This is a genomic window from Sorangium sp. So ce128 (assembly GCF_051525245.1).
Taxonomy (GTDB): Bacteria; Myxococcota_A; Polyangia; order Polyangiales; family Polyangiaceae; genus Sorangium; species Sorangium cellulosum_B.
This window is the reverse complement of record NZ_CP150313.1, coordinates 8,791,043-8,815,946: the sequence shown is the minus strand read 5'-3', so window position 1 is coordinate 8,815,946 and position 24,904 is coordinate 8,791,043. Positions and strand designations below refer to the sequence as shown.

Below are 24,904 nucleotides of genomic sequence, written 5' to 3'. Positions count from 1 at the left end.
CGTGTCGTCACCCTCGGTTCGTGAACAGGAGGCTCCCTGCGAGCAGCGCGCCGGCCGCAGCGGCGCCGTAGAGGCAATAGCGCGCGAGCGCCGCCTGGCCAGCCAGGTACAGCTGGAGCCCCGCGAAGCCGGCGGCGATCGCGAGCGCCGCGTAGATGAGCTGGCGCACCCCCGTGTAGACGAGCGACGCGGCCTGGGCGAGGCCGCGGATCTTCACCTCGGCCTCGCCGCGGTTGGCGCGCGTGAGGTACTTGCGCAGATCGTCCGGGATCGTCAGCGCCTTGATCCCCATGTCCTTCGCCGCCTCGAGGGCGATCTGGGCCCAGTCGCGGCTGCCGAGGACGAAGTCCTGCAGGTAGGGGCGCACGACGTCCATCGGGTTCAGGTCCGGATCGAGCTGCGTGCAGACGCCCGTCAAGAGGAGGAGGGTGCGCTCGAGCAGCACGAAGTCGCGCGGCACGTGGAACGCGCCGGAGAGCTCCTTCAGCCCGATGTTCATGCGCCGGAGGTCGATCAGGCTCTCGATGCCCTTCTGCGGATCGAGCTTGATGTCCTTCAGGTTGAACGACTCGAGCTTCACCTCGTCCTGGAAGCGCTGGTGGAAGAACTCGACGACCTTCTCGCTGACGTCGACGGCGTCCCGCCGCGAGAAGAAGCGCATCTTGCGCAGCGCCTTGATGATCCCCTCCGTGTCGCGGCGGATCACGGCCTCCAGGAACTCGGGGATGCCCTCGCGCATCTCCTGGGAGAGCTCGGCGACCGCGCCGAAGTCGAGCAGGATGAGCTCCCCGCCCGGCCCGACCAGCATGTTCCCCGGGTGCGGATCCGCGTGGTAGACGCCGTCGATGAAGATCTGCTGGCAGAAGACCTGCACGATCTGCCGGGCGAGCGCCTTGCGATCGACGCCGTGCGCGTCGAGCGCCGCGACGTCGCCCACCTTGATGCCCTCGACGAACGTCGTCGTCATCACCCGGCGCGTGCAGTAGGCATCGATGGGCCGGGGGAACCGGACCTGCGGCTGCTTCGCGAAGTTGTCGGCGATGCGCACGATGTTCCTGGCCTCGCGAACGAAGTCGAGCTCCTCCAGGATCATCGAGCGGATCTGGTGGTAGTAGGCGTCGAGCCCCTGCACGGGGACGAACTGCGCGACGATCGCCATGATGCGGCGGATGGTGAGCAGGTCGAGGCGGACGATCTCGTCGATGTCGCGGTGCTGCACCTTCACGGCCACGCGCGTGCCGTCCATGAGCCACGCCTCGTGCACCTGGCCGAGCGACGCGCTCGCGAGCGGCTCCCTGTGGAAGCGGGCGAAGACCTCGCCGATGGGGCGCCCGAGCTCCTCGGCGATGCGCGCCTCGATCTCCTCGTAGGGGCGCGGCGGCACCTGGTCCTGCAGCCCCTCGAGCCCCGCGCGCAGGGTCGCGGGGAGGAAGTTCGCCATGATGCTGAGCATCTGGCCGACCTTGATGAAGAGGCCCTGGAGCTCGACGATCGTGCGCTCGATGCGGCGGGCGTTCCTCGCATGGACCTCGTCCACGCGGTTGTTCGCCCACGTGTCTCCGAAGAGGCGGCGGAGGAAGAAGAACCAGAGGTAGCTCGCGAGGACGGTGAACGTCGTCAGGTACGCGCGGATGAAGCGGCCGCTCTGCGCGGCGTTCTGGCGGAGCGAGCTGGGCTTCGCGGCGGAGGGCTGCGCGCGCCGCAGCGCCCTGGCGGACCCGGGCGGCGGGGCATCACCCGCGCCGGGGGGCCTCGGCGCGTCGACCGCGTCGTGCTCGCGCTGGACCGGGGGCAGCTCGCCGGGCGCGCGCGGCGGCTCTGCGGGCGAGCGAACCAGCCCGGAGGACGGGCCCAGCTCTTCGGGGACGGCGCCGTGTGACACCGCGGCAGCCTAGCATCGCTCCGCGCCGGCCCGCGAAAACGCGGGAGCGATGCGGCGCGCCATCCGCCCTCGCGTCATCGCGCCCGCGCCATGGCCTCCGCGATCGCGTCGTAGACGGCGGGCCGCGTGCGACGGATCGCGTCGGAGGCGCGCGTCGGGTGGACGCGGTTCGTGAGCAGCACGCCGACGAGCTCCGCTTCCGGATCGATCCAGAGGCTCGTCCCTGTGAAGCCGAGATGGCCGAAGGTCTGCGGGCCGAAGCGCGCGCCGGAGCTCGGCCTCTCGCCGCTCCTGCCGTCGAACCCGGCGCGCAGCGACCCGCCCGGGCGCGGCGCGATCAGCCGCTCTACCTCGTCGCGCGAGAGCCACTCCGGGCGCTCGCCCGCGAGCGCCTCGAGCAGCGCGACCCCGAGCCGCGCCACGGACATGGCGTCGCCGAAGAGGCCCGCGTGCCCTGCCATCCCGTCGCGCGCGATCGTCCAGGCGTTGTCGTCGTGCACCGCGCCGCGGATCACGCCCCCGCGAAACGCGACGTCCTCGGTGGGGACGACGCGCTCGTCGAACCGCGGCTCGCGCCGCCGGAGCGCGCGGACCGGCGCGACCGCGAGCCCGAGCGGGCCCGTCACCTCCCGCGCGACGACCTCGTCGAGCTCGGCCTCGCCGCGCCGCGCGACCGCGGCGCCGAGCAGCAGGTACCCGAGGTCGCTGTACACCGGCGGGAACCCGCCGGCGGGCGGATCGCCCTCGCACTCCGCGCGGCGCCCGTTCGCGCAGGCGAGCAGCGCGCCGAGGGGATCGATCGGCGCGTCGTCGCCGGGCGGATGGAGCGGGCGGTGCGCCTCGAGCCCGGCGCGGTGGGCGGCGAGGAGCTCGAGCGGCACGCGCGCCGATCGCGTGCCGGCGAGCTCCGGAAGCACCTGACCGAGCGGCTCGTCGAACCTCACCTTGCCTGCGCGGGCGAGCCGGGCGAACGCGAGCGCGGTGAACGGCTTCGTCACCGACGCCAGATCGAAGATCGCGTCGCCCGTCGCCGCGGCCGGCGCCGCGCCGCGGGCGCCGGCCGGCGGGCTGCCTTCCAGCCACAGGTGTCCAGCGGCGCCCGCTCCGTACCGGACGTTGTCTCGCGTGCGCGCGGCTGCGGCGACGCACGCGCACGGCGTGGCGCGGTGCGCTTCGATCGCGAGCGCTGCGATCGGCGTGAGATCGACGGGGGTCATGGCCGAGGATGAGGAGGGCAGGGTGCCCCTGTCAAACGAGCTCTGGCGGCAGGCTGGATGACTCGGCGGATGAGCCGGACGACGCGTGGACAATCGCGACGCGCTCCCCGAAAAATCGAGCCGCACGGGCGGTCCTGCTTCAGGATCTCCCCGTGGCTTCTCCCGTGGGCACCGAAATACGCGCCGCCGTTGCGCCGCTCGCCGCGCTTGCGGCGAGGTACGACGATCGCCGGCCCGATCGCTGGGAGCCGGTCCCCGAGCGGCTCGACGCGGCCATCGCGTGCGACGTCGAGCTCGCCGAGGCCGGGCGTGTCGCGCGGGCGCCGCTCGTTGCCGAGCTCGCGCGCCGCTTCGAGTTCCTCGCCCACTACCTGGACGCGATCCTGCTCGTGCCGCGCGAGCGCTTCGTTCTTCCGGAGGATCTCGCCGCGTCGGCGGACGACACGCCGCTGCCGCTCGACCGCGCGGGGCACGCGACCGTGAGCGCGCCGCACGCGTACCTGCTCACGTACAGCCTGCTCGATCTCGGGCCGGGTGACCGTCTGCTCGAGCTCGGCACGGGCACCGGCTACGGGGCGGCGCTCGCGCGGCGCATCGTCGGCCCGACCGGGCACGTCGCCTCGATCGAGATCGACCCCGTGCTTCACGCGCGCGCGGTTCGGCTGCTCGGCGCGCGGCCGGATCGCCAGGAGGGCGACGAGGCGCTCGCGGCCAGCGCCGCCGGGGCGTCCGACGAGGGCGCGGGCGTCACGCTGCTGTGCGGCGACGGGCGCTCGCTCGCCGAGCGCGTGCTCGCGGGCGAGCTGACGTCGCCGTCGGAGCGGCCCTGGAAGGTCGCGGTGACGTACGCGCTGACCGAGCCTCCCACGGCGCTCGAGGCGCGGCTGAGCGACGGAGGCGTCCTTGTCGCGCCGGTCGGCGCGTGGGAGGGCCACCAGGAGCTCGTGCGCGTCGAGCGCCGGCAGAGCGCGCTCCTCCGCGAGGTGCACGGCGCGGTCCGCTACGTGGCGGAGCGCGGGCACAGTTAGCTCTCGCAGCGGCCACGTACCGACGCCTTCGCCGTCCGGTGTTGACCCATCCGGACCAGACGCCGCGTCCTCCGGATCGGGTAGGACTTGTCGGGCTGGGATCGAGGTGAGCGCCGGCGGGGGTCTCCGCGCGGCGGGGGCGGGTGGGCGCGGCGAGCACCGACCGAGGTGCCATCCGGTGTCAGGGGGCGCGGCGTCTCAGGCGCGCCTTGTGTGGCGCGCGACGAAACGTTCCAGGTGGCATGGCCCGAAGGGAGACATGCCGGGCGGTGTTCTCAGCGTAAGCGCTTCGGTCCCCGTCTTGGCGGATGGCCGAGCGCCCGCCCGCCCCCGCCGCGCGGAGACCCCCGCCGGCGCGTGCTGCTCGGCGTGGCGCCCTCTCCTTTCCTTCCCCGTCCCCCGTCCCCCGTCCCGTCGCACCGCCCCCCACCGCCCCCCCTGCCGGATCAGAGAACGCGCCACCGTCTTTGACCCTGGACCGCCTGGAACTTTATCCTGGCCTCCCCGAGGCGGGGCCGCCCCTGCGCGTCGGCTAGGCCCGTCGTGGACCAGGGAGAAGACCGGGAGCACTATGGCGGAGTTCGTTTGGGAGGCGCGCGGCCGCACCGGAGAGATCCGGAAGGGCACCATGGAGGCCGAGAACGAGGCGGCGGTGCAGAACCGCCTCCGCGCTCAGCAGCTCAACCCCACCCGCGTCAAGAAGAAGGGGGCGCAGCTCAGCCTCAGCCTGAGCTTCGGCTCGGGCGTCGAGCCGAAGGACCTCGTCAAGTTCATCCGCCAGTTCGCGACGATGATCGACGCGGGCCTCCCGCTGGTCCAGTGCCTCGAGATCCTGGCGAACCAGGAGCCGAACAAGATCTTCCAGGCGGCGCTGAAGGACATCAAGAACACGGTCGAGCAGGGCGCGACGTTCAGCGACGCGCTCCGGCGCCACCCGAAGATCTTCGACGACCTGTTCGTCAACCTCGTCCAGGCCGGCGAGGTGGGCGGCATCCTCGACAGCATCCTGAACCGGCTCGCGATCTACATCGAGAAGCGCGTGAAGCTCGCGCGCCAGGTGCGGGGCGCGCTCGCGTACCCGATCGCCGTCATCGTGATCATGATCGTCGTCATGGTCGTGCTGATGTCGTTCGTCATCCCGTCCTTCGAGACGATGTTCGCGGAGTTCGGCGCGAAGGACGCGCTCCCGCAGCTCACGAAGATCGTCATCGCCGTCTCGAAGACGTTCGTCACCTACCTCCCGCTCATCGTGGTCGTGGCGGTGGGCACGGTCGTCGGCGCGACCTACTTCTACCGCTCGCCGTCCGGCAAGCGGATGGTGCACCGCCTCATCCTCAGGCTCCCCATCATCGGCCCGGTCATGCAGAAGATCGCCGTCGCGCGGTTCTCGCGCACGCTCGGCACGCTGCTCGGCTCCGGCGTGCCGATCCTCGACGCGCTCGACATCGTCGCGAAGACGGCCGGCAACGTCGTCGTGGAGGAGGGCCTCATGTACTCCCGCCAGAAGATCTCCGAAGGGAAGAACATGGCCGAGCCGCTCGGTGAGATGCAGGTCTTCCCCGGCATGGTCGTGCAGATGGTCGCGGTCGGCGAGCAGACCGGCGCCCTCGACACGATGCTCAACAAGATCGCCGACTTCTATGAAGAGGAGGTCGACGTCGCCGTCGCCGCGCTGACGTCGCTGCTCGAGCCGCTCCTCATGGTCATCGTCGGCGGCATGGTGGGCGTCGTGCTCATCTCGATGTACCTGCCGATCTTCGATCTCGCCGGCAAGATCAAGGCGGAGTGATGTCGCCCGCGGCCTCCCCGGCGAGCCCGGGCGGCGAGGCCGGGGCGCCGCGAGATCACGCCGAGGCCGCGCCGCCGCGCGACGCCCGCGCCTCGACACCGGCGATGCTGCTCCCGTCCGGCGCTCCCGGCGGCGCCGAGGCGCCGCTCGCGAGCCGGCTCACCTGGCTCATCGCGCTGCGCCTCGCGGTGCTCACGGTCTTCCTCGTCGTGACCGCGGCGGTGTACCTCGGCGGCTTCACCCCCGGGAGCTTCTCCAGCAACGTCGCGCTGGTCACGGTCGCCGCCGCGTACGGCGTCTCCGGCATCTACGCCGTGTTCCTGCGCATGAACCGCGCCCTCCGGGCGATCGCGCGGGCGCAGCTCGTGACCGATCAGATCACCTGGACCGCGCTCGTGTACATCACCGGCGGGGCATCGAGCGGCGCGACGTCGCTCTACGGCCTCACCTGCCTCACGGGGGCGATCCTCCTCGGGCTCCCCGGCGCCATCGTCGCCGCGGCGTCAGGGGCGGCGGCGTACCTCGTCCTGTGCGCGGCGCTCGGGCTGCACCTCCTCGGGGTGCCGCCGGATCAGCCCGCCGGGGCGTACGCGACGCAGTGGGGCGAGCTGCGGTACCCCATGTTCGTCAACCTGCTCGCGATCGTGGTGGTCACGCTGCTCGCGAGCTACCTGGCGGAGCGGCTGCGCGCGACGGGCGGCCGGCTCGTGCAGGCCACCGCGCGGGCGGAGCAGGCCACCGCGCGGGCGGAGCAAGCCGAGCGGCTCGCGGCGCTGGGCCGCCTCGCCGCGGGGCTGGCCCACGAGATCAGGAACCCGCTCGGCTCGATCGCGGGATCCATCGAGCTCCTCCGCACGGGCGGGACGCTCTCCGACGAGGACCGCAAGCTCTGCGAGATCATCGAGCGCGAGACCGCGCGCCTGAACGACCTCGTGGGCGACATGCTCGATCTGTCGCGCCCGCGGGTGCCCACGCTCGAGGGCGTGGACCTCTCGGCGACGGCCCGCGACGTCGTCGTGCTCGCGGGGCGCTCGGGCCGCGGCAGCGACGTCGAGGTGCGCTTCGATGGGCCGTCGTCCGCGCCGGTGACCGCCGACGCGGCCCAGATGCGCCAGGTCGTCTGGAACCTCGTGCGGAACGCGATCCAGGCGAGCTCCGCGGGCGCCGTCGTGACCGTGCGCCTCTGGCGCGACCCGAGCGCCTGGCTCCTGGAGATCCGCGACAAGGGGCGAGGCATCCCCGCGGGCGCCCGCGATCGCCTCTTCGACGCGTTCTTCACGACCCGCACGCACGGCATGGGCATCGGCCTGGCCGTGGTGAAGCGGATCCTCGACGATCACGGCTTCGCGATCGAGGTGGACAGCCGCGAGGGCGAGGGCACCGCGTTCCGGGTGAGGGTCCCGGACCGGCCGCCGGAGTCCGGCGGCGCGGAGCGCCTCGCCGTCGCCGCGGAGCTCTCCCCACGATCGCGCCCGGCGGGCTGACGCGGAGCCCGCGCGGCCGCGGTCGATGCATCGTCACATCGGACGCGTGGCGCTCCGTTCACGCCCCGCTGCGCCGCGCACGAGCTTCTCCGGGCGCCCAGCCGGGAGATTGCGGCCGAGCCCGCCGCCGCGCGTGAATAGGCCGCCGAGGCCGTCGTCTGCCCCTGGGGAGCGGGCCAGTGCAGTCGGATTGCTGTCTCTTTTCGCGGTGTTCATGGAGAGCAGGGGCGGGACGTCGCCGGGCCGCCGGGCCCTGCGTCCGACCTGGCAGGCCGTTTGCGTAGGACCAAGGTGAGCAGTAGAAGCCTCCCGAGGCGCGCTCGCTGCCCGCAGGCACAGAAGGAGAACCATACGTGACACGCAGGATGAACCATCTCTTCGCGGCGGCGTTCTCGCTGCTCGCGCTCACGCTCGGCCCGGTGGGCCTCGCCAGCGCCGGGCCGGCGACGGACGTCGTCAAGGCCAAGCAGACGGCCCTGTTCGACCTCCTGAAGAAGGGGGGGGTCGAGAACCAGAAGAAGGTGGGCGCGGTCTTCGACGAGATGCTCGATTACTCGGCGCTGGCGGAGGCCTCGCTGGGCAGCGAGTGGGCCGCGCGGACCGACGCCGAGAAGCAGCAGTTCAGCGAGCTCCTCAAGCAGCTGGTGCGCAAGGCCTACGAGCGCAACCTGAAGAAGACGCTCGACTTCAACGTCGAGTACCTCAGCGAGACTGCGAGCGGCAGCGCCATCACGGTCAAGACCAAGGCCTTCTCCAGGAAGGACGCGCGCGAGGAGCCGGTCGAGATCGCCTTCAAGCTCTCCGAGAAGGGCGGCGTCTGGCGCGTGCAGGACATCGTCACCGAGGGCGTCAGCCTGGTGGGGAGCTACCGCGCCCAGTTCACGAAGATCATCAAGAAGGATGGGTTCCCGGCGCTCATCCAGAAAATGAAGGACAAGCTCGCCAAGGGCGACGTCTGACCCGCCCCGCCGCGCCTCGTCCGGCGCGATCGCCGTGAACTCGCCTGAAATGCCGCCGGGTTGATACCCTTGGCGGGTATGGCTGCTGGACAGAGGCGCGGCCGGCCGGCGCGCGCGCTGGGCCTTGCGCCGTCGATCCGCGCGCTCGCGCCCGGCGGCGGCGCGGCCCCGCGCCCGCCCGACGACCGTCCTGTCCTCCGGCTCGCCGTCAGCAAGGGCGCGCTCGCCATCGAGCTCGGGGAGCCGTTCGCGCTCGGTCCGCTCCGCGTCACCGAGCTCGTGGTGCGGCTCGCCGGGATCCGGTTCCCCGTCGACCTCTCCGGCGGCGTGGCGCGCTTCCGGCACCGGCGTGGCCAGCTCGTCCGGCTCTCCGTCGAGGCGCAGGGGACCGAGCTCGCCGGCTGGGCCGCGCCGCGGCTCCGCGGCCTCCTCGGCGACGGCGCGCCGCAGCTCATCATCGCGCCCATCGAGAACGGCGCGCTGGTCGCGCTGCGATCCGGCGAGACGGCGCTCGCGTTCGACGTCGCCGTGGCCCCGGGGGAGCGCGCGCTCAGGCTCCTGCCGGAGCGCGCCCGCGGCATCGGCCTCGCCGCCCCGCCGCACGCGCTCGCGCTGCAGGCGCTCTCGATGATGGCGGGTACGCACGGGCGCCTCGTCGAGGGCGCGATCGTTCTGGACGCCGCGGTCGAGCGGATCGTCCGCCTGCTCCTGCCCGCGGCGGGCGCGCGGGCGCCCGCGGTGGAGGGGGTGCAGTGGGCCGTGGTCACCGCGGAGGCGGGCCGCTTCCGCGCCGAAGGCGCGCTCGGCGCGGCGCCTCCCGCGCTCGGCGACCGCGCGCTCAGGGCGCTCGAGGCGGCCGAGCTCGCGGGCGCCGCCGACGAGCTCGCGTTCGCGGGCGGGCTCGACGAGGCGCGGCGCGCCTACCTCGCCGCGCTGGAGCGCGCCCCGCGGCACCCCGAGATCTCCTCGCGCCTCGCCTGGCTCGACCTCGTGATCGGCGAGCGCGCCGAGGGGGCGCTCTCGACCGTCGTCGACGCCATGCCCGCCGTGGACGCCGGCCTCCTCGGCGGCGCGCTCCTCGAGGCGGTCGGCGATCATGACGGCGCGTTCTCCGCGCTCGCACGCGCCGCGCACGCGGAGCCCTACGGCCCGCTCGCCGCGCTCGCGTGGCTGCGCGCGGCGGCGCTCGCGGACGCCGTCGACGTGCGCCTCGACGCGCTGAACCTCGGCGTGGCGCGCGCGCCCGGGATCGAGGCGCTGCGGTGGGCGCGATTCCACGCGCGGCTCGACGTCGCCGACGTGCGCGGCGCGCTCGCGGACGCCGAGCACCTCGAGGCCTCCGCGCGCGGCGCCGAGGCGCGCCACGCCGTGTCTCGCAGGGCCGCGGAGGCGTTCCTCGCGCGGGGCGACGTCGCCGACGCGCGGGTGCTCTTCGAGCGGGCGCTCCGCTACGCGCCGGAGAGCCCCGACGTGGTCGCGGGCCTGGCGCGCTCGCTGCGGGCGGCGGGGGAGGGGAGGCGCGCGCTCGACCTCCTCGCCCGGGCGCGCGCCCTCGCCGCGCGCAGCGGCGCGCCCGCGTGCGCGCTCGATCTCGAGCTCGGCCGCGGCCTCGCGGAGATCGCGGGGGATCTCCCGGCGGCGATCGCGCGCGTGCGGAGCGTCCCGCCCGGCGTGCCGGAGGCGCTGGAGGCGCGGCTGCTCGAGGGCCGCTGGTGCGCCGGGCTCGGCGATCTCGGGGGAGCGTCGGTCGCGCTCGGGCGGCTGCGCGACGCGGTGGAGCTCGCCCTCCAGGGCCGCGCGGACGACGCGGGCCCCGGTCGCGCGAGGGGAGCGCCGTTCGGCGACGGCGCCGCCGCCGTCGCGGCCCTGCTCGTCGAGGCCGCCGAGATCGAGGAGCGAACCCGGGGGGATCTCCTCGCGGCGCAGCGACAGCTAGGCCTCGCGCTGCGCCTCCGGCCGCGCGATCCAGGCATCACCGCCGCGTTCCGCCGCGTCTCGGGCGAGATCGCGCCGCCGGTCGCGCCTGCCCCGGCGGCGCCGCCTGGCCCGGTCCAGCGGCCCCGCGCGGCCGAGCAGCGGATCGAGGTCCACGTCGCCGCCCCGCGCCGGCGCACGGTCCCGCCCGAGCCCGTGGTGATCGCTCCGGCGCCGAACAAGCCTCCCCCTGTCTCCCGCGCGCCGGCCTCCCCGCCCAAGGCCGCGCCGATCGACCCCGGGACCATCGACGAGATGCCCACGCTCGATGGTACCGACACGTCGACCGACCTCACGGCGCCCATCCCCAGCAGCGTCACGCTGGCGGAGGGGCAGGTGCCGCTGGCCCGCGCGTTCGGCGTCGACGACGAGCTCCTGGCCGAGCGGCTGGCCGATCGGCTCCGCGCCGATCCCGCCGATCAGGGGGTGGCGATGGCGCTCGCCGATGTGCTCGATCGGCTCGGTCGCGATCTCGATCTCCTCGCCCTGCTCTCGGCGCGGATGGAGGAGGGGGACGACGCCGTCCGCCTGGAGGTCGCGCCGCGGCGGCGCGACGTGCTCGCGCGGCTCGCTGCTCGGGCGCGGGCCGAGGGGCGCGACTCGGAGGCGGAGCTCTACGAGATGCTGCTCCAGAGCGAGCTCGCCTGAGCGCGCCCGCGCGGCCCGCGCCCTCGCGGCGGAGGCGCGCGCTTGGCCCACGCGTCGCGCCCGTGATAGCCCGAGCTCTTGCGCAGCGCGCGCAGCGCTTGGAGGTGCAGCATGGCCGAGCAGCCGTCGAACCGCGCCCAGCAGGAGGGCTCGCCGTGCGAGCCGGGCGCCTCGCCCGCGAAGGCGGGCCGTCCGATCATCGTGCAGAAGTATGGCGGCTCATCGGTCGCCGACGTCGACAGGATCGGCAAGGTCGCCGAGCGCGTCGTCGCCGCGAAGCGCGCCGGTAACGACGTCGTCGTCGTGGTCAGCGCGATGGGCAAGACCACCGACGGCCTGCTCGCGCTCGCCCGGCAGGCGGCGAGCGCGGCCGCGGATCCTCCCCGGCGCGAGCTCGACATGCTGCTCTCGACCGGCGAGCGCGTCTCGATGGCGCTCCTCTCGATCGCCATCCAGGCCCGGGGCTTCGAGGCGATCTCGTTCACGGGCTCCCAGTCCGGCATCCTCACGAACGATCGCCACTTCGACGCGCGCATCATCGAGGTCCGCCCGTTCCGCATCGAGGACGAGCTCGCCCGCGGCCGCATCGTGATCGTCGCCGGCTACCAGGGGATGAGCTACCGCCGCGAGATCACGACGCTCGGCCGCGGGGGCTCCGACACCACGGCCGTGGCGCTCGCGGCGGCGCTGGGCGCCGAGCGCTGCGAGATCTACAGCGACGTCGACGGCGTGTACTCGGCCGACCCGCGGGTCGTCCCGGACGCCCGTCACCTGCCCGAGCTCGACTGCGCGGTCCTCCAGGAGATGGCCGAGTGCGGCGCGAAGGTCGTCTGCGCCCAGGCGGTCGAGTGGGCGCGGCGCTCCGGCGTGGCCCTGGTCGCGCGGTCGACCTTCGACGCCGGCCCCGGCGCGCGGGAGACGGTGGTGCGCCGGTTCGCGCCGGGCTCGGCGCCTCCGGCGCTCGCGGCGCGCGCGATCGTCGCCGAGGGCAACGTCGTCCTCGCGCGGGCGCACGGCGGGCTCCGGCTCGACGAGGTCCTCCGCGTGGCGGGCGAGCTCGGGCTGGGCTTCCGGGATCTCTCCTTCGGTCACGGCGGCGGCGCGTTCGTGATCCCGCTCCTCAACGTGCCCGAGTGGCAGGGGGCCAGGCGAAAGCTCGCCGCGCTGCTGCCGTCGCTCGAGCTCGTCGAGGGGCTCGCGGCGGTAAGCGTCGTCGGCGACGGGCTCTCCGCGACGGCGGAGCCGCTCGCGCGCTTCGTGGAGGTCCTCGGGCGCGCCGGCATCGCGCCTCGGTTCACGGTCGCGGGCCCCCTGCGCCTCGGCGCCCTCGTCGACGCCGCGGACGTCGCGGCCGCGCAGCGCCTGCTGCACGCGTCGTTCGTCGGCGGCTGAGCGCGCCGCTCGCGAGGCGGAGGACGACCGTCAGTGCTTTCTCTGTCGCGTGAGCGCGACGAGCCCCGCCCAGCACGCGACCCACACGATCTCGCGCGACGCGTCCCAGGCGATCGCCGCCGGTCCGATCGACGCGGCCTCCTCCTCGGGGGCGCCGGGGCGCGTCGCCCCGAGCTCGGCGACGAGCGTCGGGGCGGCGTTCGACGGCACGTGGACCAGCTGCGCCCGGCGCTCGCCCTCGCGCGCGACGAGCGCGAGCAGCAGTGAGGTCTTGTGGTCGCCTGCGAAGGCGAGGGCGACGACCACCGCGAGCCCCTCCAGCACGCGGAAGGTCTCGCCGCCGTTGCGCGACACGCAGAGGAGCCCGGCGCCGGAGATCGCGATCGAGCGCCCGCCGGCCGCCGCTGCGAGCCTGCAGTCGTCGGCCTCGGCCGCGCGCCGCGCCGCCCCCGACAGCGGCACGACCGGCGAGCCTTCGTCGTCGCCGCGGAGCCGCTCGATCTGTGGTCCTTCGGCCGCGCTCGTGAGCGCGACGATCACCCCCTCGCTCGCGCTCATCCGGAGCACGCCGTCCCGCAGCGCGGGCCCGGGCGACAGGGAGAGCGCGCCCTTCGATGGAGACGGCGCGCCGTCGCGGCGGGGCGAGCCCGCGGCCACGGCGGAGCCGGTCTCCGGCGGCGAAACGACCGCGCCGGCCGCGGGCGACCACAGCGTCTTGCCGGCCAGCACCCACAGGCGCCCCGGCGTCGTCGCGAGCGTCACCGGCGCGCCGCCCGAGCCCCACGCGCCGAGCGTGCTCGCGCTCTTCCCCCGATCGTCGCTCAGCAGCAGGTTGCCGCGGCGCGTGGCGATGAGGATCGCGCTGTCCGACAGCGCGATCGACGACGCCGACGTGTCGATGCCGGCGCGGCGCGCGGAGAGCGCCCCCGCGTCGACGACGAGCACGGTCCCGCGCTCGCCGCCCGCCCGCTCCGCGCGGCGCGGGCGACCTCCCGATCGCGCGGCGGGCTCGCTCGTCAGCCCGGGCTCTGCGCCGGCGCTGCCTGCGACGACGTAGCCGCCGGCCACCGCGAGCGTGCTGCACGGGACGGCGGCGCCTGCGTCCTCGACGACGACCCAGGGCAGCGCATCCCAGACGGGGGCCTGGTCGTCGGGGAGATCAGGCAGCTCTGCGAGCAGATCTTCGCCCTCGTAGGCGCCCTCCTGGTCCGCGTCGAGCGCCGGCAGCTCCCCCTCGTCCACGTCGTCCGCCGGGTCCTCTCCCGTCCCTTCCGCGCCGCCGTCGTCGCCGTGCGCCCCGCCGTGATCGTCGAGATCGTCCTGCTCGGCGTCGCTCTGCTCGACGGCCTCATCGGACAGCCACGTGCTCGCGTCGGCCTCCGCGATCCCCTCGTGGAGCGCCCCGACGTCGACGCCTTCTTCCGCGGGCTCGTCCTCCCCGGTCCCGCCGTCGTCCACGGCGAGCTCGACGCCGATCTCGAGGTCGCTCGCGTTCGCGTCGTCGAGCCCCTGCTCCGCGTCGTCGAGCGTCTGCAGGAGGTCGTCGAAGCCCTCGTCGCCCCCTTCTTCCTCGTCGTGCCCGAGCGGCGGCAGGTCGATCAGCTTGCCGTCGTTCTCGTCGTGCTCGTCGTGCTCGCGCTCGTCGTCATCGACGGCGGTCTTCGGCTGCGGCGCCGGGCACGTCTCGCGGCGCTCCTCCATTCGCTCGCTGCAGGCTCGTGAGGCTGACATCGGCGGGAGTGTAGCGCCCCTGGCGGCGCTTTCGCCCCGCGCGGCGATCCCCGAGCGCTCCGCGGGCCCCAGAGCCCGCCTGCCCCGGCTCTCGTCGGCTCTCGTCGGCTCTCGTCTGGCTCGGGCCCGCGGCCCGTCGCCTCCCGACGACGCCGCCGGCGAGCCGCCGGTGCGAATCATGAAGGGTGAAGGTGAGCGGCCCGACGATCTCGCGCCGCTTTGGCGGGCGCGAGAACGCCACGGGGCCCGCGGATCGAGGGAGGGACGTGGCATCTTGACGCGGCGAGGGGGCTGGCCATCCCCGCCGGGTGTGCCCGCTGGATCCCTCCGGCGAGCGGTGCTTAGCTCCGCCGTCCATGGGCCGGAACGACAGCAATTCCAGGCGAGTCGCGTCCGCGTCTCCGGCCGGCGGGCAGCCCTCGGGGGCCGCGGGGCAGCTCGGGCCCGCGCGCGGACCCCTCTCGATCGCGGATGCGAGCGCCGGGATGCTGGTGCAGCACGTGGTGGTCCATCCAGCGGACGTCGTGTTCGTGAAGAGCATCGTCGAGGCGAGCGACGGCGTCGCGCTCCTGCTCGCGGATCGCGGCGGAGAGATCACGCTCGCGGCGCCGCTCGGACGGGGCGACGAGTTCGCCGAGCTCCTGCGCGATCTGGAGTGCGACGTCGGGGCGCGTCGCCGCGACGCGCTGCGCTGAGGGTGGCATGACGGAGCGCCGCGACCCGAGCTCGGTCGATCTCGTCCAGGAGCCCTCGCTGGACGCCGCCGCGCCCGACGGCGCGGCGCAGGGCCTGCCCGCGTCGTCGGGCGCGCTGCTCGACCCGCGCATCCTCGCTGCCTGGCGGGAATGGCTCGCCGCGCTCGCGACCGACGCCGAGGCGGCCATCGCCGCGGCCCACGTGTACGGGGAGCTCGGCCCCGAGGCGCGCGAGGCGTGGCTCGACGTCCTCGCGGAAGACGCGCCCAAGCTGCAGGTGCCTGCGGTGGCGATCTATGCGCCGCTCCTGTCGGTCGAGAGCGACGCCGGTCGCCGCGAGCGGATCGAGGTCGCGATCGAGGGGGGGGAGCACGCACCGCGCCCGACGGGCGGCTTCGCGCTGCGCGGCGTCGCCGCGGGGGGCGATCGCGTGGTGGCGCTGGTGACGCCGCTCTACCTGCGCTTCGTGCGGGTGCTCTGGTGCCGCTATCTCCCCGAGGATGGCATCGCCTGGGCGCGGCACGATCCCATCGTCCGCGCGGAGGACGCCCCGGGTCCGGGGATCCTGCTCGACGGCGCGCAGCTCGAGGCCACGCCGATCAAGCTGGTCATCGAGGAGCTGTGCCATGCCGTCCTGGCGCAGCGGCGCAAGGGCGCCGAGCTCCCACCCTCGCTGCAGCTCTGCGCTGATCTCTTCGACGCCCACCTGGAGGGTGATCCGCTGCCATGAGGCCGCTCGCGCCGGTGTGCACGCCGCTCTTGCTGCTCGCGATCGGCTGCGGTGGGGGCGGCGACGCCGTCCGGGAGCCAGCGGCGGGGCCGCCGGTCGCCGCGGCGGCCCCGGCGCCCGGCCCGGTGCGGAGCTTCTCGTACGAGACCCTCGACGGCCGCGAGCTCTCGACCGGGTCGCTCTCGGGCAGGTTCAGCGTGATCGGCTTCGTCGCGACCTACGATGTGGCGTCTCAGGCGGAGGCGCGGTTCCTCGCGGGGCTGTTCCGCGATCACACGCCGCGCATCAACGCGGCGCTCCTGGTCCTCGAGGCGAGCGAGAACCGGCCGCTCGTCGAGGCCTTCGTCGCGACGCTCAAGCTCCCGTACCCGGTGGCGCTCGCGGACGCCCCGACGATCGCCGGAGAGGGGCCCTTCGCCGGGCTGCACCACGTGCCGAGCGTCGTCATCCTCGACGCAGGGGGCCGGGAGGTCTTCCGGCACGTGGGTCTGCTCACCCAGGAAGCGCTCGAGGAGGTCCTCCGCGGCCTCGAGCGCGCGAGCGCGCGGCCCGCGCGGTAGGCCAGGCAGCGCGCCGCCTGTCGACCACCGCGGCGCCGGGCAGAAGCTCGCATGTGGACGGATGGTGCGGTTTGCGCGCGAGCGGCCGTGGCGCCCAGTGCCGAGTTCGTGCTGAAGATGGCAATCCCGTGCGGCCTATCGGAATGCCGTGCACAGCGGTGCCTGGTGCGCCTCGCTGGGAGCAGAGGTGCAGTCGCTTTTCTTCGGCTGGCGCGCGTCTGTCTGGGCGATGATGGCGCGCATGATGATCGACCACATCGGTTTTCCAGTCTCGGATTATGAGCGGAGCAAGGCCTTCTATCTGGCGGCCCTGGCCCCTCTTGGCTACGGGCTCGTGATGGAGATCACGCCGGAGATGACCGGGGAGGCGGGCACCCACGCCGGCCTGGGGCCCGAGGGGAAGCCGGACTTCTGGATCGGCACGGGAACCCCGCTGCAGGGAAGCTTGCATGTCGCCTTCGTCGCGAAGACGCGGGCCGACGTCGATGCGTTCTACCGGGCCGCGCTCGCCGCTGGAGGCGTCGACAACGGTCCGCCGGGGCTACGGCCGCAGTACCACCCGGGCTACTACGGTGCGTTCGTGCGTGATCCTGATGGGCACAACATCGAAGCGGTCTGTCATGGCGGGTGAGGGCTGACGGGAGTCCGGCGCGCGATCCTCTCCGGCGCTGGCCGCCCGCTCCTGGTCGCCCTCGGCGACCGTCCTCTCCTCGCGCTCAGAGCCTGCCGAGGAGCTCCGTCTTCTTCGCAGCGAACTCCTGCTCGGTGATGAACCCCTTTTGCCGCAGATCGGCGAGTCGCTCGATGGCGGCGAAGATATCCCCTTCCTGCGCCGGAGCAGGGCGGGGGAGGGCGGCGTCCGCCTGCGCCGGAGCGGCCGCTTGCGCCGGAGCGGGCGGGGCGATCGGCGCCTGCTTCACGGCAAGGTCGCCGGAGATGATTGGCAAGCTCAGCACGCTCACCACGCCGTACTGGCTGGTGAACGTCACGGACGCCCCCGACCCTTGCTGCTGCGACACACCGCCGATCTGATGATCGAGCGTGTCATAGACGCTGACGCGCCCGTTGACCTCGACGGCCAGGCGCCGCGCGCCGGGGAAGTAGGCATATCGGACGTTGTTCTGCGATCCGCTGGAGCTCGGCACGCCGAGCTCCCCGGGCCACCAGCTGCCCGAGCCCCCTCCCGACCCCGGGACGAACAGGCTGACCGGCGATCCCCCAAAACCTCCGCTGCCACCTTGCTGCTGCTGCTGCTGACCGCCCTGCGATGGATAGCTCGGGGGCGCTGGAACGAAAGGCTGGCTGGCCAGCAGGCTGGACAGCTCGGAGCACAGGCCGTCCACCTTGGCCTTGAGACCGTTGTTGAACATGTCCCCGACCATGGTCATGCCGCCCTGCATCCACTGCCCACCGCCGCCCAGCTCGGGGTGGTAGAACTGCGCCATCGTTCCATGGCCGTTCACGAGCGCCTGCAACAACGTCATCACCGCGTCGGTGCTGACGAAATAGCGCTGTGACAGGTCGGAAACTCTCCGCTGACCTTCGAGGGTGAGTTGCTGCATGGTGAGGCGCTCCGAGAGGGAGCGCCCACCCTTGCACTGCGGTGCGTCGATCGCAATGCGGGCGAGCGACAATGACGGCGATGACGGCGATCAGCCAGCGAGCTTGCGGACGCTCGCGAGCTGGACACAGACCGCGACGACGTCCATGGCGACGCGGATCTGATCCAGCGGCGGCATCGAGGGCGCGACCCGGATGTTGCGGTCGCGAGGATCGCGGCCGTACGGGTACGTCGCGCCGGCGCCGGTCAGCTTCACGCCCGCCTTGTTGGCCAGTCGCACCACCTCCTTCGCACAGCCGTCGAGGGTGTCGAGGCTGACGAAGTAGCCGCCGCGCGGCGAGGTCCAGGTGGCGATGCCCTTGCCGCCGAGCTCGCGCTCGAACGTGGTCGTCACCGCCTCGAACTTGGGCCGCATGAGCTCGGCGTGCCGCTGCATGTGGCTCAGCAAGCCCTTGTAATCCTTGTAGAAGCGCACGTGCCGCAGCTGGTTCACCTTGTCCGGACCGATGGTCTGGATGCCGAGGTGCTTCTTCGCGTCCGCCACGTTCGCGGGGCTCGACGCCATGGCGGCGACGCCGCTGCCGGCGAACGAGATCTTCGACGTGGAGGCGAAGACGATCGGCCGGTTGGGGTGGCCCGCGGACTGGCACGCCGGCACGATGTTCGCGAGCGGGTCGCCCTCGGCGTAGAGGTCGTGGACCGCGTAGGCGTTGTCCCAGAAGAGGCGGAAGTCGGGGGCCGCCGTCTTCATGCTGGCGAGCCGGCGCACGACCTCGGGGCTGTACGTGGTGCCGGTGGGGTTGGAGTACTTCGGCACGCTCCACATGCCCTTGATGGCCGCGTCCTCGGCGACGAGCTTCTCGACCTGATCCATGTCCGGACCGTCGTCGCGCAGGTCGATCGTGATCATCTCGATGCCGTGGTGCTCGCAGATCGCGAAGTGACGATCGTAGCCGGGGCTCGGGCACAGGAACTTCACCTTGGGCTGCTTCACCCAGGGGCCGCTGCCGTCGGGCACGCCGTGGATGAGCGCGCGGACCACCGCGTCGTGCATCATCGTCAGGCTGCTGTTCCCGCCGACGATGACCTGCTCCGAGGGGACCTCGAGCATCTCGGCGAAGATGGCCTTCATCTCGGGCAGGCCGTCGAGGCCGCCGTAGTTGCGCGTATCCGAGCCGTCCGAGGCGACCAGGTCGCCCGCGCCGGGCAGCGCGAGCATGCCGTTCGCGAGATCGAGCTGCTCGGACGACGGCTTGCCGCGCGTCATGTCGAGCTTGAGGCCGCGGGCTTCAAAGGCAGCAAAACGCGCCTCGAGCTCACGGGTGAGCGAGGCAAGAGCATCGGGAGACAACGAGCGCAGTTCGGTCATGGCGCGCGATATCTAGCAGAATTTCGCGCGTGCGTCGCGGCCGGACGGCGCGCGGCGGGCGGGGCGGCGCGGCGCTCGCGGAGAGGTCGAGGGGGCCGCCGGGCGCAGCTCGCCCGGCGGCGTCCGCCTCGTCCGCCTCACTCCGCGGCGATGGGCTCCACGCTGTTCGCCGCGTGGCTCACGTGGCGCACCTCGGGGTTGTTCTCGAAGTACGCCTTGCCAGCCAGGCGCTTGACCAGCGGGCTGAAGCGCTCCGCGGCCTTGCCGCCGACGATGTCGCGAATCAGCGCGACGTCCTCGCGCGCCCGGGCGAGCGTCTCCGGATCCGTGAGGAACTCCGCTGCCGCCTTCGCCTTGGCCGGGGCGGCCATCACGGCGCCGCGGAGCGCGCCCGCCGCCGCCCTGGCCTTGCCCAGCGCGCGCTCGGCGGCCGTCTGCTTGATGAGCGGCGCCACCTCGTAGACGAGGTTGGCGGCCGAGCCGGCGACGCGGTGCGGCGCGTGGTGGAGCGGGCTCGCGTACTTCGGGTTCCTCGCGAGGAACGCGCGCACCTCGGCCTCCGTGACGCCGGCCTCCTCGTAGGCGCGGGTGAGCTCCTGCTCGGCCAGGATGCGCGCCTTGAACATGTACATCTGGATGCGCGAGTAGAAGTTCGTTGCGCCGTCGCCGCTCGTCTCCACCGCGCAGAAGATCGTCCCGGGGTAGCGCGACGTGATCAGCGACTGGACGCCGTCGGAGACGCCCGACGAGGGCATGCAGCCGAACGGCTTCACGCTCACCGTCACGTGCGCCTTCGACTTCACGGCGTTCACGATGAGCTTGCCGACCTCCATGTGCCCCTCGCCGCCGCGGAGGTCGTTCGAGTAGTAGTCCTTCGCCACCTCCGCCACGAGCTCCATGTCCGGAAGGTGGTAGTCGAGCAGGCCGAGCGGCAGCGCGAACGCCTGGAAGCCGACGCGCAGCGCGCCCTCGGCGAGGCGCATGGTCGCGAGGCGCTTCGCCACGCCGAACTCGTCCAGGCTGGCGAGGCCGTAATTGCCCTCGTCGGCGCCGCGCAGGTCGCGCCGCTCGCGGGTGTCTCGGGCGCACTCCCAGATGTTGTAGAGCAGCCACGCCGTCGTGAGCTGGATGTCGTTCTCGCCGCCCTCGCTCTCGAGGAACTTCTGCAGCGCGTAGTTGCCGTCTCCCTCGGTCGTCATCGCCCAGAACTCGCCGATGATCGACGTCTTCGCCTTGGGCCGGAGCTTGTCCACCCGGACGCCCTCGAACTCCTTGCGCGCCTCGTAGAGCGCCTTGAACACGTTCGTCTGCTCGTAAAGAGCCTTGTAGAGGATGCGCTTCGCGCTCTCCATCGCGCGGTTCGTCGCGCCCGGCTCGACCTCGTAAGGCCGGATCCGGTAGCCGAGCGCGTTCAGCGTGTCGCCGCAGACGATGGCCTTGATGATCGCGATGAAGAAGGCGGGGTTCATCTCGAGCCCGACGTCGTCGCCCGTCGCCTGCGAGAGCCCGCCGGTCTGCTGGAAGAGCATGACCCGGAAGCCGTCGAAGCCGGCGTCGCGGAGCGCCTTCCTGTACTCGGTCACGTACATGCCGAACCGACAGGGCCCGCACGCGCCCGCCGTCAGGAAGACGTAGTTCTTGATGATGTCCTCGGTCGACATCCCCTGCTTGTCGCGCAGGTCGATGAGGTACTTCACGAGGCCGCCGACCGTGAAGTACGTCGGGTTGCACTGCCCGCGGTTGCCGAACTCCTTGCCCGTCTGCAGCCCCGCGTTGTCGCTCATCCCGAAGTAGTGGACGTTGTAGCCGAGGCCCTTCAGCGCGCCCTCGCACAGGAAGTCCTGCGCGGCGGTGAGGCCGCTGATGAGGAGCGTCACGTTCTCGCGCTCCTTCTTGGTCATCTTCGGCTTGAGCATGTTGTCGACCCACTGGCGCCGCTCGGATTTGAGCCCGAGCCGCTCCCGCTCGGCCTCCTCGAACGCCCTGAGCTCCGCCTCGATGTCGACGTCGGTCTTGTTGGATCGGGCCTCGCCCACCAGAGGAAGGCGCGTCTTCTGCGTGGTCGTCGTGCTCGTCGTGCTCGTATGTTGCATGGCGTGGCTTCCCTTCGCTTGGATGCTGGAAGGGGCGGCCCCGCCGTCCCCCCCTCGACCTTCGACGTGGTTCAGGCTTCCAAGGGGACGACGGTCCCGTCGGACTGCTTCTTCTTGAGCTGCACGAGGCCCGTCTTCGGCGCCTCGGGCGGCGAGACCGGCGCGACGTAGCTCCGGACCTTCTCGGCGAGCGCGGCGATCTCCCGCTCGAGCGCGGGATCCGTGATCTTGCGCGCCGCCTGCTGGTCGCGCTTCAGCTGGAGCAGCTCGAGCCGCTTCTCCTCGATGCGCTGGACCAGCTGCGCCTTCTTCTTCGCCGCGTCCTCGAGCGCCTCCTCGTGCAGCTTGAGGCTGTGCGCGTAGGTCTTCACGCGGATCTTGATCGAGCCGCCCGGCTTGTTGGCGTCGATGTCGTGCAGCGCCGCGTACGGCGTCGCGCTCGAGCTCACGATGCTGTCGATGATCCCGTACGTCGGCGCGTCGTGGCCGCACTTGAAGCTCGAGAGATCGAGCAGGACGACGTTCGGGTGGCGGGCGGCGAACTTGGCCGCCCAGACCTTCTGCGCGCTGTTGGCCGAGTAGTTCTCCGGCCAGACGTCGTTGATGTCGAGCGGGTGCTGGCCGATCGCGATCTCGTCCTTGAAGTACCGCGCGAGGTACTCCATGTCGCGCGGGATGGACCGCACCGAGAGGATCGGATAACCGAGCACCTGGAACTCCTCCGGGATGCCGTGGTTCAGGCCCGGGTCGGAGTGGTACGGCCGCCCGATCATCAGGATGGCGACCCGGTTCTCGGACTCGACCGTCTCGAGGATCGCCCGCCCCTTGTCCTGGAGGTCGCGCTCGAACTGCGAGAGCGCCCGCATCCCCTCGCGGTGCGCGTGATCGCTCTCGTCCTCGGTGATGCCGAGCCGCGGGCCCCAGGTCTCGAACATCCGGCGCGCCGTCAGCGTCATCTCGGAGAACGTGAGCGCGGGATCGAGGTACTCGATGCCGCGCGTCTTGAAGAAGTCGACCTCCTTCGTGAACGCCGCCTTCATGACGTCCGGCACGCCCGCGACGATCGGGCAGCTCGTCTTGTCCATCACCCCTTCGCCGAAGCTCGGCACATGGGTGAGGATGGGGAAGAAGATGTAATGGAGCTTCTTCTCGTCCGTGTGGTGGTGGAAGAGCAGGTTGTGGACGTGGGCCTGCGCCACCTTGGACGGGAAGCACGGATCGATGGAGCCGTACTTGCCGCCCTCGACCCACATCTCCTCGCTCGTCGCGTCGCTGAAGACGACGTTCTGCTTGGGGACGCCGAGCGCCTCGAAGTAGGCGCGGTAATACGGTCCGGTCGAGTAGATGTTGAGGACGCGCGGGATGCCGATGCGGACGCGGCGGAGGCGCTCCCGCACCTCGATGCCGCTCCGCCGGAACGGGCGCGTCGTCTCCACCCGGCGGATGCCGAGGAAGCCCTTCTTGACGACCGTGTCCTTCACCGGCGCGCCTTCCTCGGGGAGCGGCGCCGTGTCGTAGAAGTGCCGGAAGGCGAGCTTCGACTCGTAGTCGACGAGGTTCGGGAACTGCTTCGCGATCTTCTTCCGCTCGGCGACGAGCGCGAGCATCGCCTGCTCGCTCTCGACCGTGCCCTTTTCGCACGAGAAGCCCGAGATGTAGCGGCTCGTCGTCCCGTCAGGCCGCTTCGTGTCGATGAAGGTCCGCTTGCACTCGTTCGGGCAGAAGTGGCAGACCGTCTCCTCGTCGTTCTTCGTCGTGTATTCGAGGGCGATCGCCGCGTCGATCCCGATGAACGTCGACCGGCCCTTGCGCTTCACGACCCGGAGCGTCTCGAACGCGGCGCCGAGCGCGCCGGCCTCGCCGGTGTGCGGGTGGACGAACACCTCGGCGCCGGGGACGCGCTCCTTGATGTAATCGACCTGCGCCTTGACCGCCGCGAGGTTGTACTGCGTGCCGCCCTGCAGCACGTAGCGCGTGCCGAGCGCCGCGAGCCGCGGGATCTGCACGACGTACTGCCACACGTTCTTCGGCAGCACCTGGGCGAGCCCGGCGAGCAGCTCCTCCTTCGAGAAGCCCTCCTTCTGGAAGTTCACGCGGTCCGTGTCGAGGAAGACGGCGCAGCCGTAGCTGAACTTCGGCGCGAGCTCGGCGCCGAACGCCGTGTCGGCGTACTCGGTCACCTTCAGGCCGAACTGGTCGGCCATCGCCTGGAGCAACATGCCGTTGCCCGCAGAGCACGAGTTGGAGAGGCGGAAGTTCGCGATATCGCCGTTCTTCATGAACAGGACCTTGATGTCCTGTCCGCCGATATCGCAGATGACGTCGACGTCGCCGAAGAACTTCACCGCGCTCATCATGTGGGCGACGGTCTCGACGATGTTGACGTCGGCCCGCATGCACTCCTGGAGCACGTCGGCCGCGTACCCGGTGCCGCCGAAGCCGAGCACCTCGAGCGTCGCGCCCTCATCGAGCACGTACTGCCGGAGCTGGGAGAGGAGCTCCTTCGCGTCCTGGATCGGGTTGCCCTTCGAGAGCTGGTAGGCCTTGCAGACGATGTTCCCGTCCTCGTCGATGAGCACCGCCTTCGATGAGGTGGAGCCGCCGTCGAGGCCGATGACCCCGCGCACCACCTGGCCGGGCGCGAGCTTCATCGGCGTGAACCTCGGGATGCTGTAGAGCTTCCGGAACTCGTCGACCTCGTTCCGGGTCTTCACGAGCGGCGGGCCCGCGCTCTCGCCGAGCCGGGCCTTCCTGCCGTTCGTCATGTACTCGATGAGCCCCGACTTGCCGGCGTAGAGGCCGACCTCCGGCGCCTCCTTGAGCCCGTAGACGCACGCGCCGAACGCCGCGTAGTACTGCGCGTTCTCCGGGACGAAGATCGTCTCCTCGACCGGCTGGTCCTTCGGCCAGCTGTAGCCGCGCTCGTCCCAGGTCTCGGGGATCCGCTTGCGCCAGCACTCCTGGAGGAAGGGGAGGTAGGTGTTGGGGCCGCCGAGCAGGATCACCTTGTGCTTCAGCGTCGAGCCGCGCGTCAGCACCGACAGGTTCTGGAGGACGATCGCGTCGGCGAGCGAGCAGAGGATCTCCGTCGAGGGGATACCGCTCTTCACGAGGTTCACGATGTCCGTCTCGGCGAAGACGCCGCACTTCGCGGCGACGTGGTGGAGCTTCGAGTCGTCGAAGTGGATCTTCACCACCTCCGTCGAAGGGAGGCCCACCTTGATCATGCACTTGTCGATGGTGGCGCCCGTGCCGGAGGCGCACTTGTCGTTCATCGAGGGCGCGGCGGTCTTGTCGCCCGTCTTCTCGTCCCGCTGGAAGATGATGATCTTGGCGTCCTGCCCGCCGAGCTCGATGACGCTGCCCACGTCCGGGTGCAGGTTCTCGACCGCGAGCGTGACCGCGTTGACCTCCTGGACGAACTTGGCGCCCAGGCCGGGGCAGAGGGGCGCGGCGCCGGAGCCCGTCATGAACACCCGCCAGCTCTCCCTCGGCGACGCGGGGAACGACGCCTCGATGACCTCGAGGAGCTCGAGCACCTTCTCCGGCTGCTTCGTCTGATGCCGCTGGTAGTCGCTCCAGAGGATCTCGAGCGTCTGCGGATCGAGCACGACGGCCTTCACCGTCGTCGAGCCGACGTCGATGCCGACCACGACCGGTTCTTGGATCTGCCTTCCCATCGGGGCTCCTCCCACCGCCGTCGCCGGTCCCCAGCGTCCGACTGACTGGCTGGTCAGTCGTGATGGCTACAACGGGATGCCCGGGAAATCAAGCAATCCGGTGCGTCTTGGT

General features: G+C 72.1%; 17 protein-coding genes. 10 read left to right on the top strand and 7 right to left on the bottom strand.

Features of this window, described 5'->3' with window-relative positions:
- Positions 1-7: 7 nt before the first annotated feature.
- Together WME82_RS33525 and WME82_RS33520 are read right to left on the bottom strand one after the other, a co-directional pair.
- The gene (locus tag WME82_RS33525; RefSeq protein ID WP_438038621.1) at positions 8-1,882 is read right to left on the bottom strand and encodes an ABC1 kinase family protein; all 1,875 of its coding nucleotides are present in this window, start codon (positions 1,880-1,882) and stop codon (positions 8-10) included.
- A 74-nt stretch (positions 1,883-1,956) separates the two neighbouring features.
- The gene (locus WME82_RS33520) at positions 1,957-3,099 is read right to left on the bottom strand and encodes a serine hydrolase domain-containing protein (RefSeq protein ID WP_438038620.1); all 1,143 of its coding nucleotides are present in this window, start codon (positions 3,097-3,099) and stop codon (positions 1,957-1,959) included.
- A gap of 152 nt (positions 3,100-3,251) precedes the next feature.
- Between WME82_RS33520 and WME82_RS33515 the strand changes: the two genes are divergently transcribed.
- From WME82_RS33515 to WME82_RS33490, 6 genes are all read left to right on the top strand, one after another.
- On the top strand, positions 3,252-4,127 hold the full coding sequence (locus tag WME82_RS33515) for a protein-L-isoaspartate O-methyltransferase family protein (RefSeq protein ID WP_438038619.1): 876 nt from the start codon (positions 3,252-3,254) through the stop codon (positions 4,125-4,127).
- A gap of 571 nt (positions 4,128-4,698) precedes the next feature.
- Positions 4,699-5,916, top strand: a complete 1,218-nt coding sequence (locus WME82_RS33510; protein WP_438038618.1) for a type II secretion system F family protein — start codon at positions 4,699-4,701, stop codon at positions 5,914-5,916.
- Complete coding sequence (locus tag WME82_RS33505) at positions 5,916-7,400, top strand: sensor histidine kinase (protein ID WP_438038617.1); 1,485 nt, start codon at positions 5,916-5,918, stop codon at positions 7,398-7,400. Before WME82_RS33510 ends, WME82_RS33505 begins: the two co-directional genes overlap by 1 nt.
- Before the next feature lie 365 nt (positions 7,401-7,765).
- Positions 7,766-8,359, top strand: coding sequence for an MlaC/ttg2D family ABC transporter substrate-binding protein (locus tag WME82_RS33500; RefSeq protein ID WP_438038616.1), 594 nt, complete (start codon positions 7,766-7,768; stop codon positions 8,357-8,359).
- Positions 8,360-8,437: 78 nt separating this feature from the next.
- Positions 8,438-10,981 (top strand): tetratricopeptide repeat protein, encoded by a 2,544-nt coding sequence (locus WME82_RS33495; RefSeq protein WP_438038615.1) that lies wholly within the window; start codon positions 8,438-8,440, stop codon positions 10,979-10,981.
- 111 nt (positions 10,982-11,092) lie between these two features.
- A complete protein-coding gene (locus tag WME82_RS33490; protein WP_438038614.1) occupies positions 11,093-12,373 on the top strand; it encodes an aspartate kinase in 1,281 nt (426 codons plus the stop codon).
- A 30-nt stretch (positions 12,374-12,403) separates the two neighbouring features.
- Here the strand turns inward: WME82_RS33490 and WME82_RS33485 are convergent, their stop codons facing one another.
- A complete protein-coding gene (locus tag WME82_RS33485) occupies positions 12,404-14,104 on the bottom strand; it encodes a hypothetical protein (RefSeq protein WP_438038613.1) in 1,701 nt (566 codons plus the stop codon).
- Between the two features lie 356 nt (positions 14,105-14,460).
- Between WME82_RS33485 and WME82_RS33480 the strand changes: the two genes are divergently transcribed.
- The 4 genes from WME82_RS33480 (at position 14,461) to WME82_RS33465 (ending at position 16,720) form a co-directional block, all read left to right on the top strand.
- The gene (locus WME82_RS33480) at positions 14,461-14,799 is read left to right on the top strand and encodes a DUF4911 domain-containing protein (RefSeq protein ID WP_437740549.1); all 339 of its coding nucleotides are present in this window, start codon (positions 14,461-14,463) and stop codon (positions 14,797-14,799) included.
- Positions 14,800-14,806: 7 nt separating this feature from the next.
- Entirely contained in the window at positions 14,807-15,529 is a 723-nt protein-coding gene (locus WME82_RS33475; RefSeq protein ID WP_437740548.1) for a hypothetical protein, read from the top strand.
- On the top strand, positions 15,526-16,089 hold the full coding sequence (locus WME82_RS33470; RefSeq protein WP_438038612.1) for a TlpA family protein disulfide reductase: 564 nt from the start codon (positions 15,526-15,528) through the stop codon (positions 16,087-16,089). Before WME82_RS33475 ends, WME82_RS33470 begins: the two co-directional genes overlap by 4 nt.
- Before the next feature lie 244 nt (positions 16,090-16,333).
- Entirely contained in the window at positions 16,334-16,720 is a 387-nt protein-coding gene (locus WME82_RS33465; protein WP_438044954.1) for a VOC family protein, read from the top strand.
- 85 nt (positions 16,721-16,805) lie between these two features.
- On the opposite strand, the gene WME82_RS33460 is transcribed toward WME82_RS33465, so the two are convergent.
- The 4 genes from WME82_RS33460 to WME82_RS33445 form a co-directional block, all read right to left on the bottom strand.
- On the bottom strand, positions 16,806-17,651 hold the full coding sequence (locus tag WME82_RS33460; protein ID WP_438038611.1) for an SHOCT domain-containing protein: 846 nt from the start codon (positions 17,649-17,651) through the stop codon (positions 16,806-16,808).
- A gap of 90 nt (positions 17,652-17,741) precedes the next feature.
- Entirely contained in the window at positions 17,742-19,019 is a 1,278-nt protein-coding gene (locus WME82_RS33455) for an aminotransferase class I/II-fold pyridoxal phosphate-dependent enzyme (protein WP_438038610.1), read from the bottom strand.
- 137 nt (positions 19,020-19,156) lie between these two features.
- Complete coding sequence (locus WME82_RS33450; protein WP_437912263.1) at positions 19,157-21,112, bottom strand: 2-hydroxyglutaryl-CoA dehydratase; 1,956 nt, start codon at positions 21,110-21,112, stop codon at positions 19,157-19,159.
- A gap of 71 nt (positions 21,113-21,183) precedes the next feature.
- Positions 21,184-24,792, bottom strand: coding sequence for a BadF/BadG/BcrA/BcrD ATPase family protein (locus tag WME82_RS33445; protein ID WP_437851649.1), 3,609 nt, complete (start codon positions 24,790-24,792; stop codon positions 21,184-21,186).
- Positions 24,793-24,904 lie beyond the last annotated feature (112 nt).

Coding starts and splice junctions, on each gene's coding strand:
- WME82_RS33475 (WP_437740548.1), top strand. CDS start 14,807: ATGACGGAGCGCCGCGACCCGAGCTCGGTCGATCTCGTCCAGGAGCCC.
- WME82_RS33465 (WP_438044954.1), top strand. CDS start 16,334: ATGATCGACCACATCGGTTTTCCAGTCTCGGATTATGAGCGGAGCAAG.
- WME82_RS33480 (WP_437740549.1), top strand. CDS start 14,461: ATGGGCCGGAACGACAGCAATTCCAGGCGAGTCGCGTCCGCGTCTCCG.
- WME82_RS33470 (WP_438038612.1), top strand. CDS start 15,526: ATGAGGCCGCTCGCGCCGGTGTGCACGCCGCTCTTGCTGCTCGCGATC.
- WME82_RS33495 (WP_438038615.1), top strand. CDS start 8,438: ATGGCTGCTGGACAGAGGCGCGGCCGGCCGGCGCGCGCGCTGGGCCTT.
- WME82_RS33485 (WP_438038613.1), bottom strand. CDS start 14,104: ATGTCAGCCTCACGAGCCTGCAGCGAGCGAATGGAGGAGCGCCGCGAG.
- WME82_RS33520 (WP_438038620.1), bottom strand. CDS start 3,099: ATGACCCCCGTCGATCTCACGCCGATCGCAGCGCTCGCGATCGAAGCG.
- WME82_RS33450 (WP_437912263.1), bottom strand. CDS start 21,112: ATGCAACATACGAGCACGACGAGCACGACGACCACGCAGAAGACGCGC.
- WME82_RS33505 (WP_438038617.1), top strand. CDS start 5,916: ATGTCGCCCGCGGCCTCCCCGGCGAGCCCGGGCGGCGAGGCCGGGGCG.
- WME82_RS33500 (WP_438038616.1), top strand. CDS start 7,766: ATGAACCATCTCTTCGCGGCGGCGTTCTCGCTGCTCGCGCTCACGCTC.
- WME82_RS33445 (WP_437851649.1), bottom strand. CDS start 24,792: ATGGGAAGGCAGATCCAAGAACCGGTCGTGGTCGGCATCGACGTCGGC.
- WME82_RS33460 (WP_438038611.1), bottom strand. CDS start 17,651: ATGCAGCAACTCACCCTCGAAGGTCAGCGGAGAGTTTCCGACCTGTCA.
- WME82_RS33510 (WP_438038618.1), top strand. CDS start 4,699: ATGGCGGAGTTCGTTTGGGAGGCGCGCGGCCGCACCGGAGAGATCCGG.
- WME82_RS33455 (WP_438038610.1), bottom strand. CDS start 19,019: ATGACCGAACTGCGCTCGTTGTCTCCCGATGCTCTTGCCTCGCTCACC.
- WME82_RS33490 (WP_438038614.1), top strand. CDS start 11,093: ATGGCCGAGCAGCCGTCGAACCGCGCCCAGCAGGAGGGCTCGCCGTGC.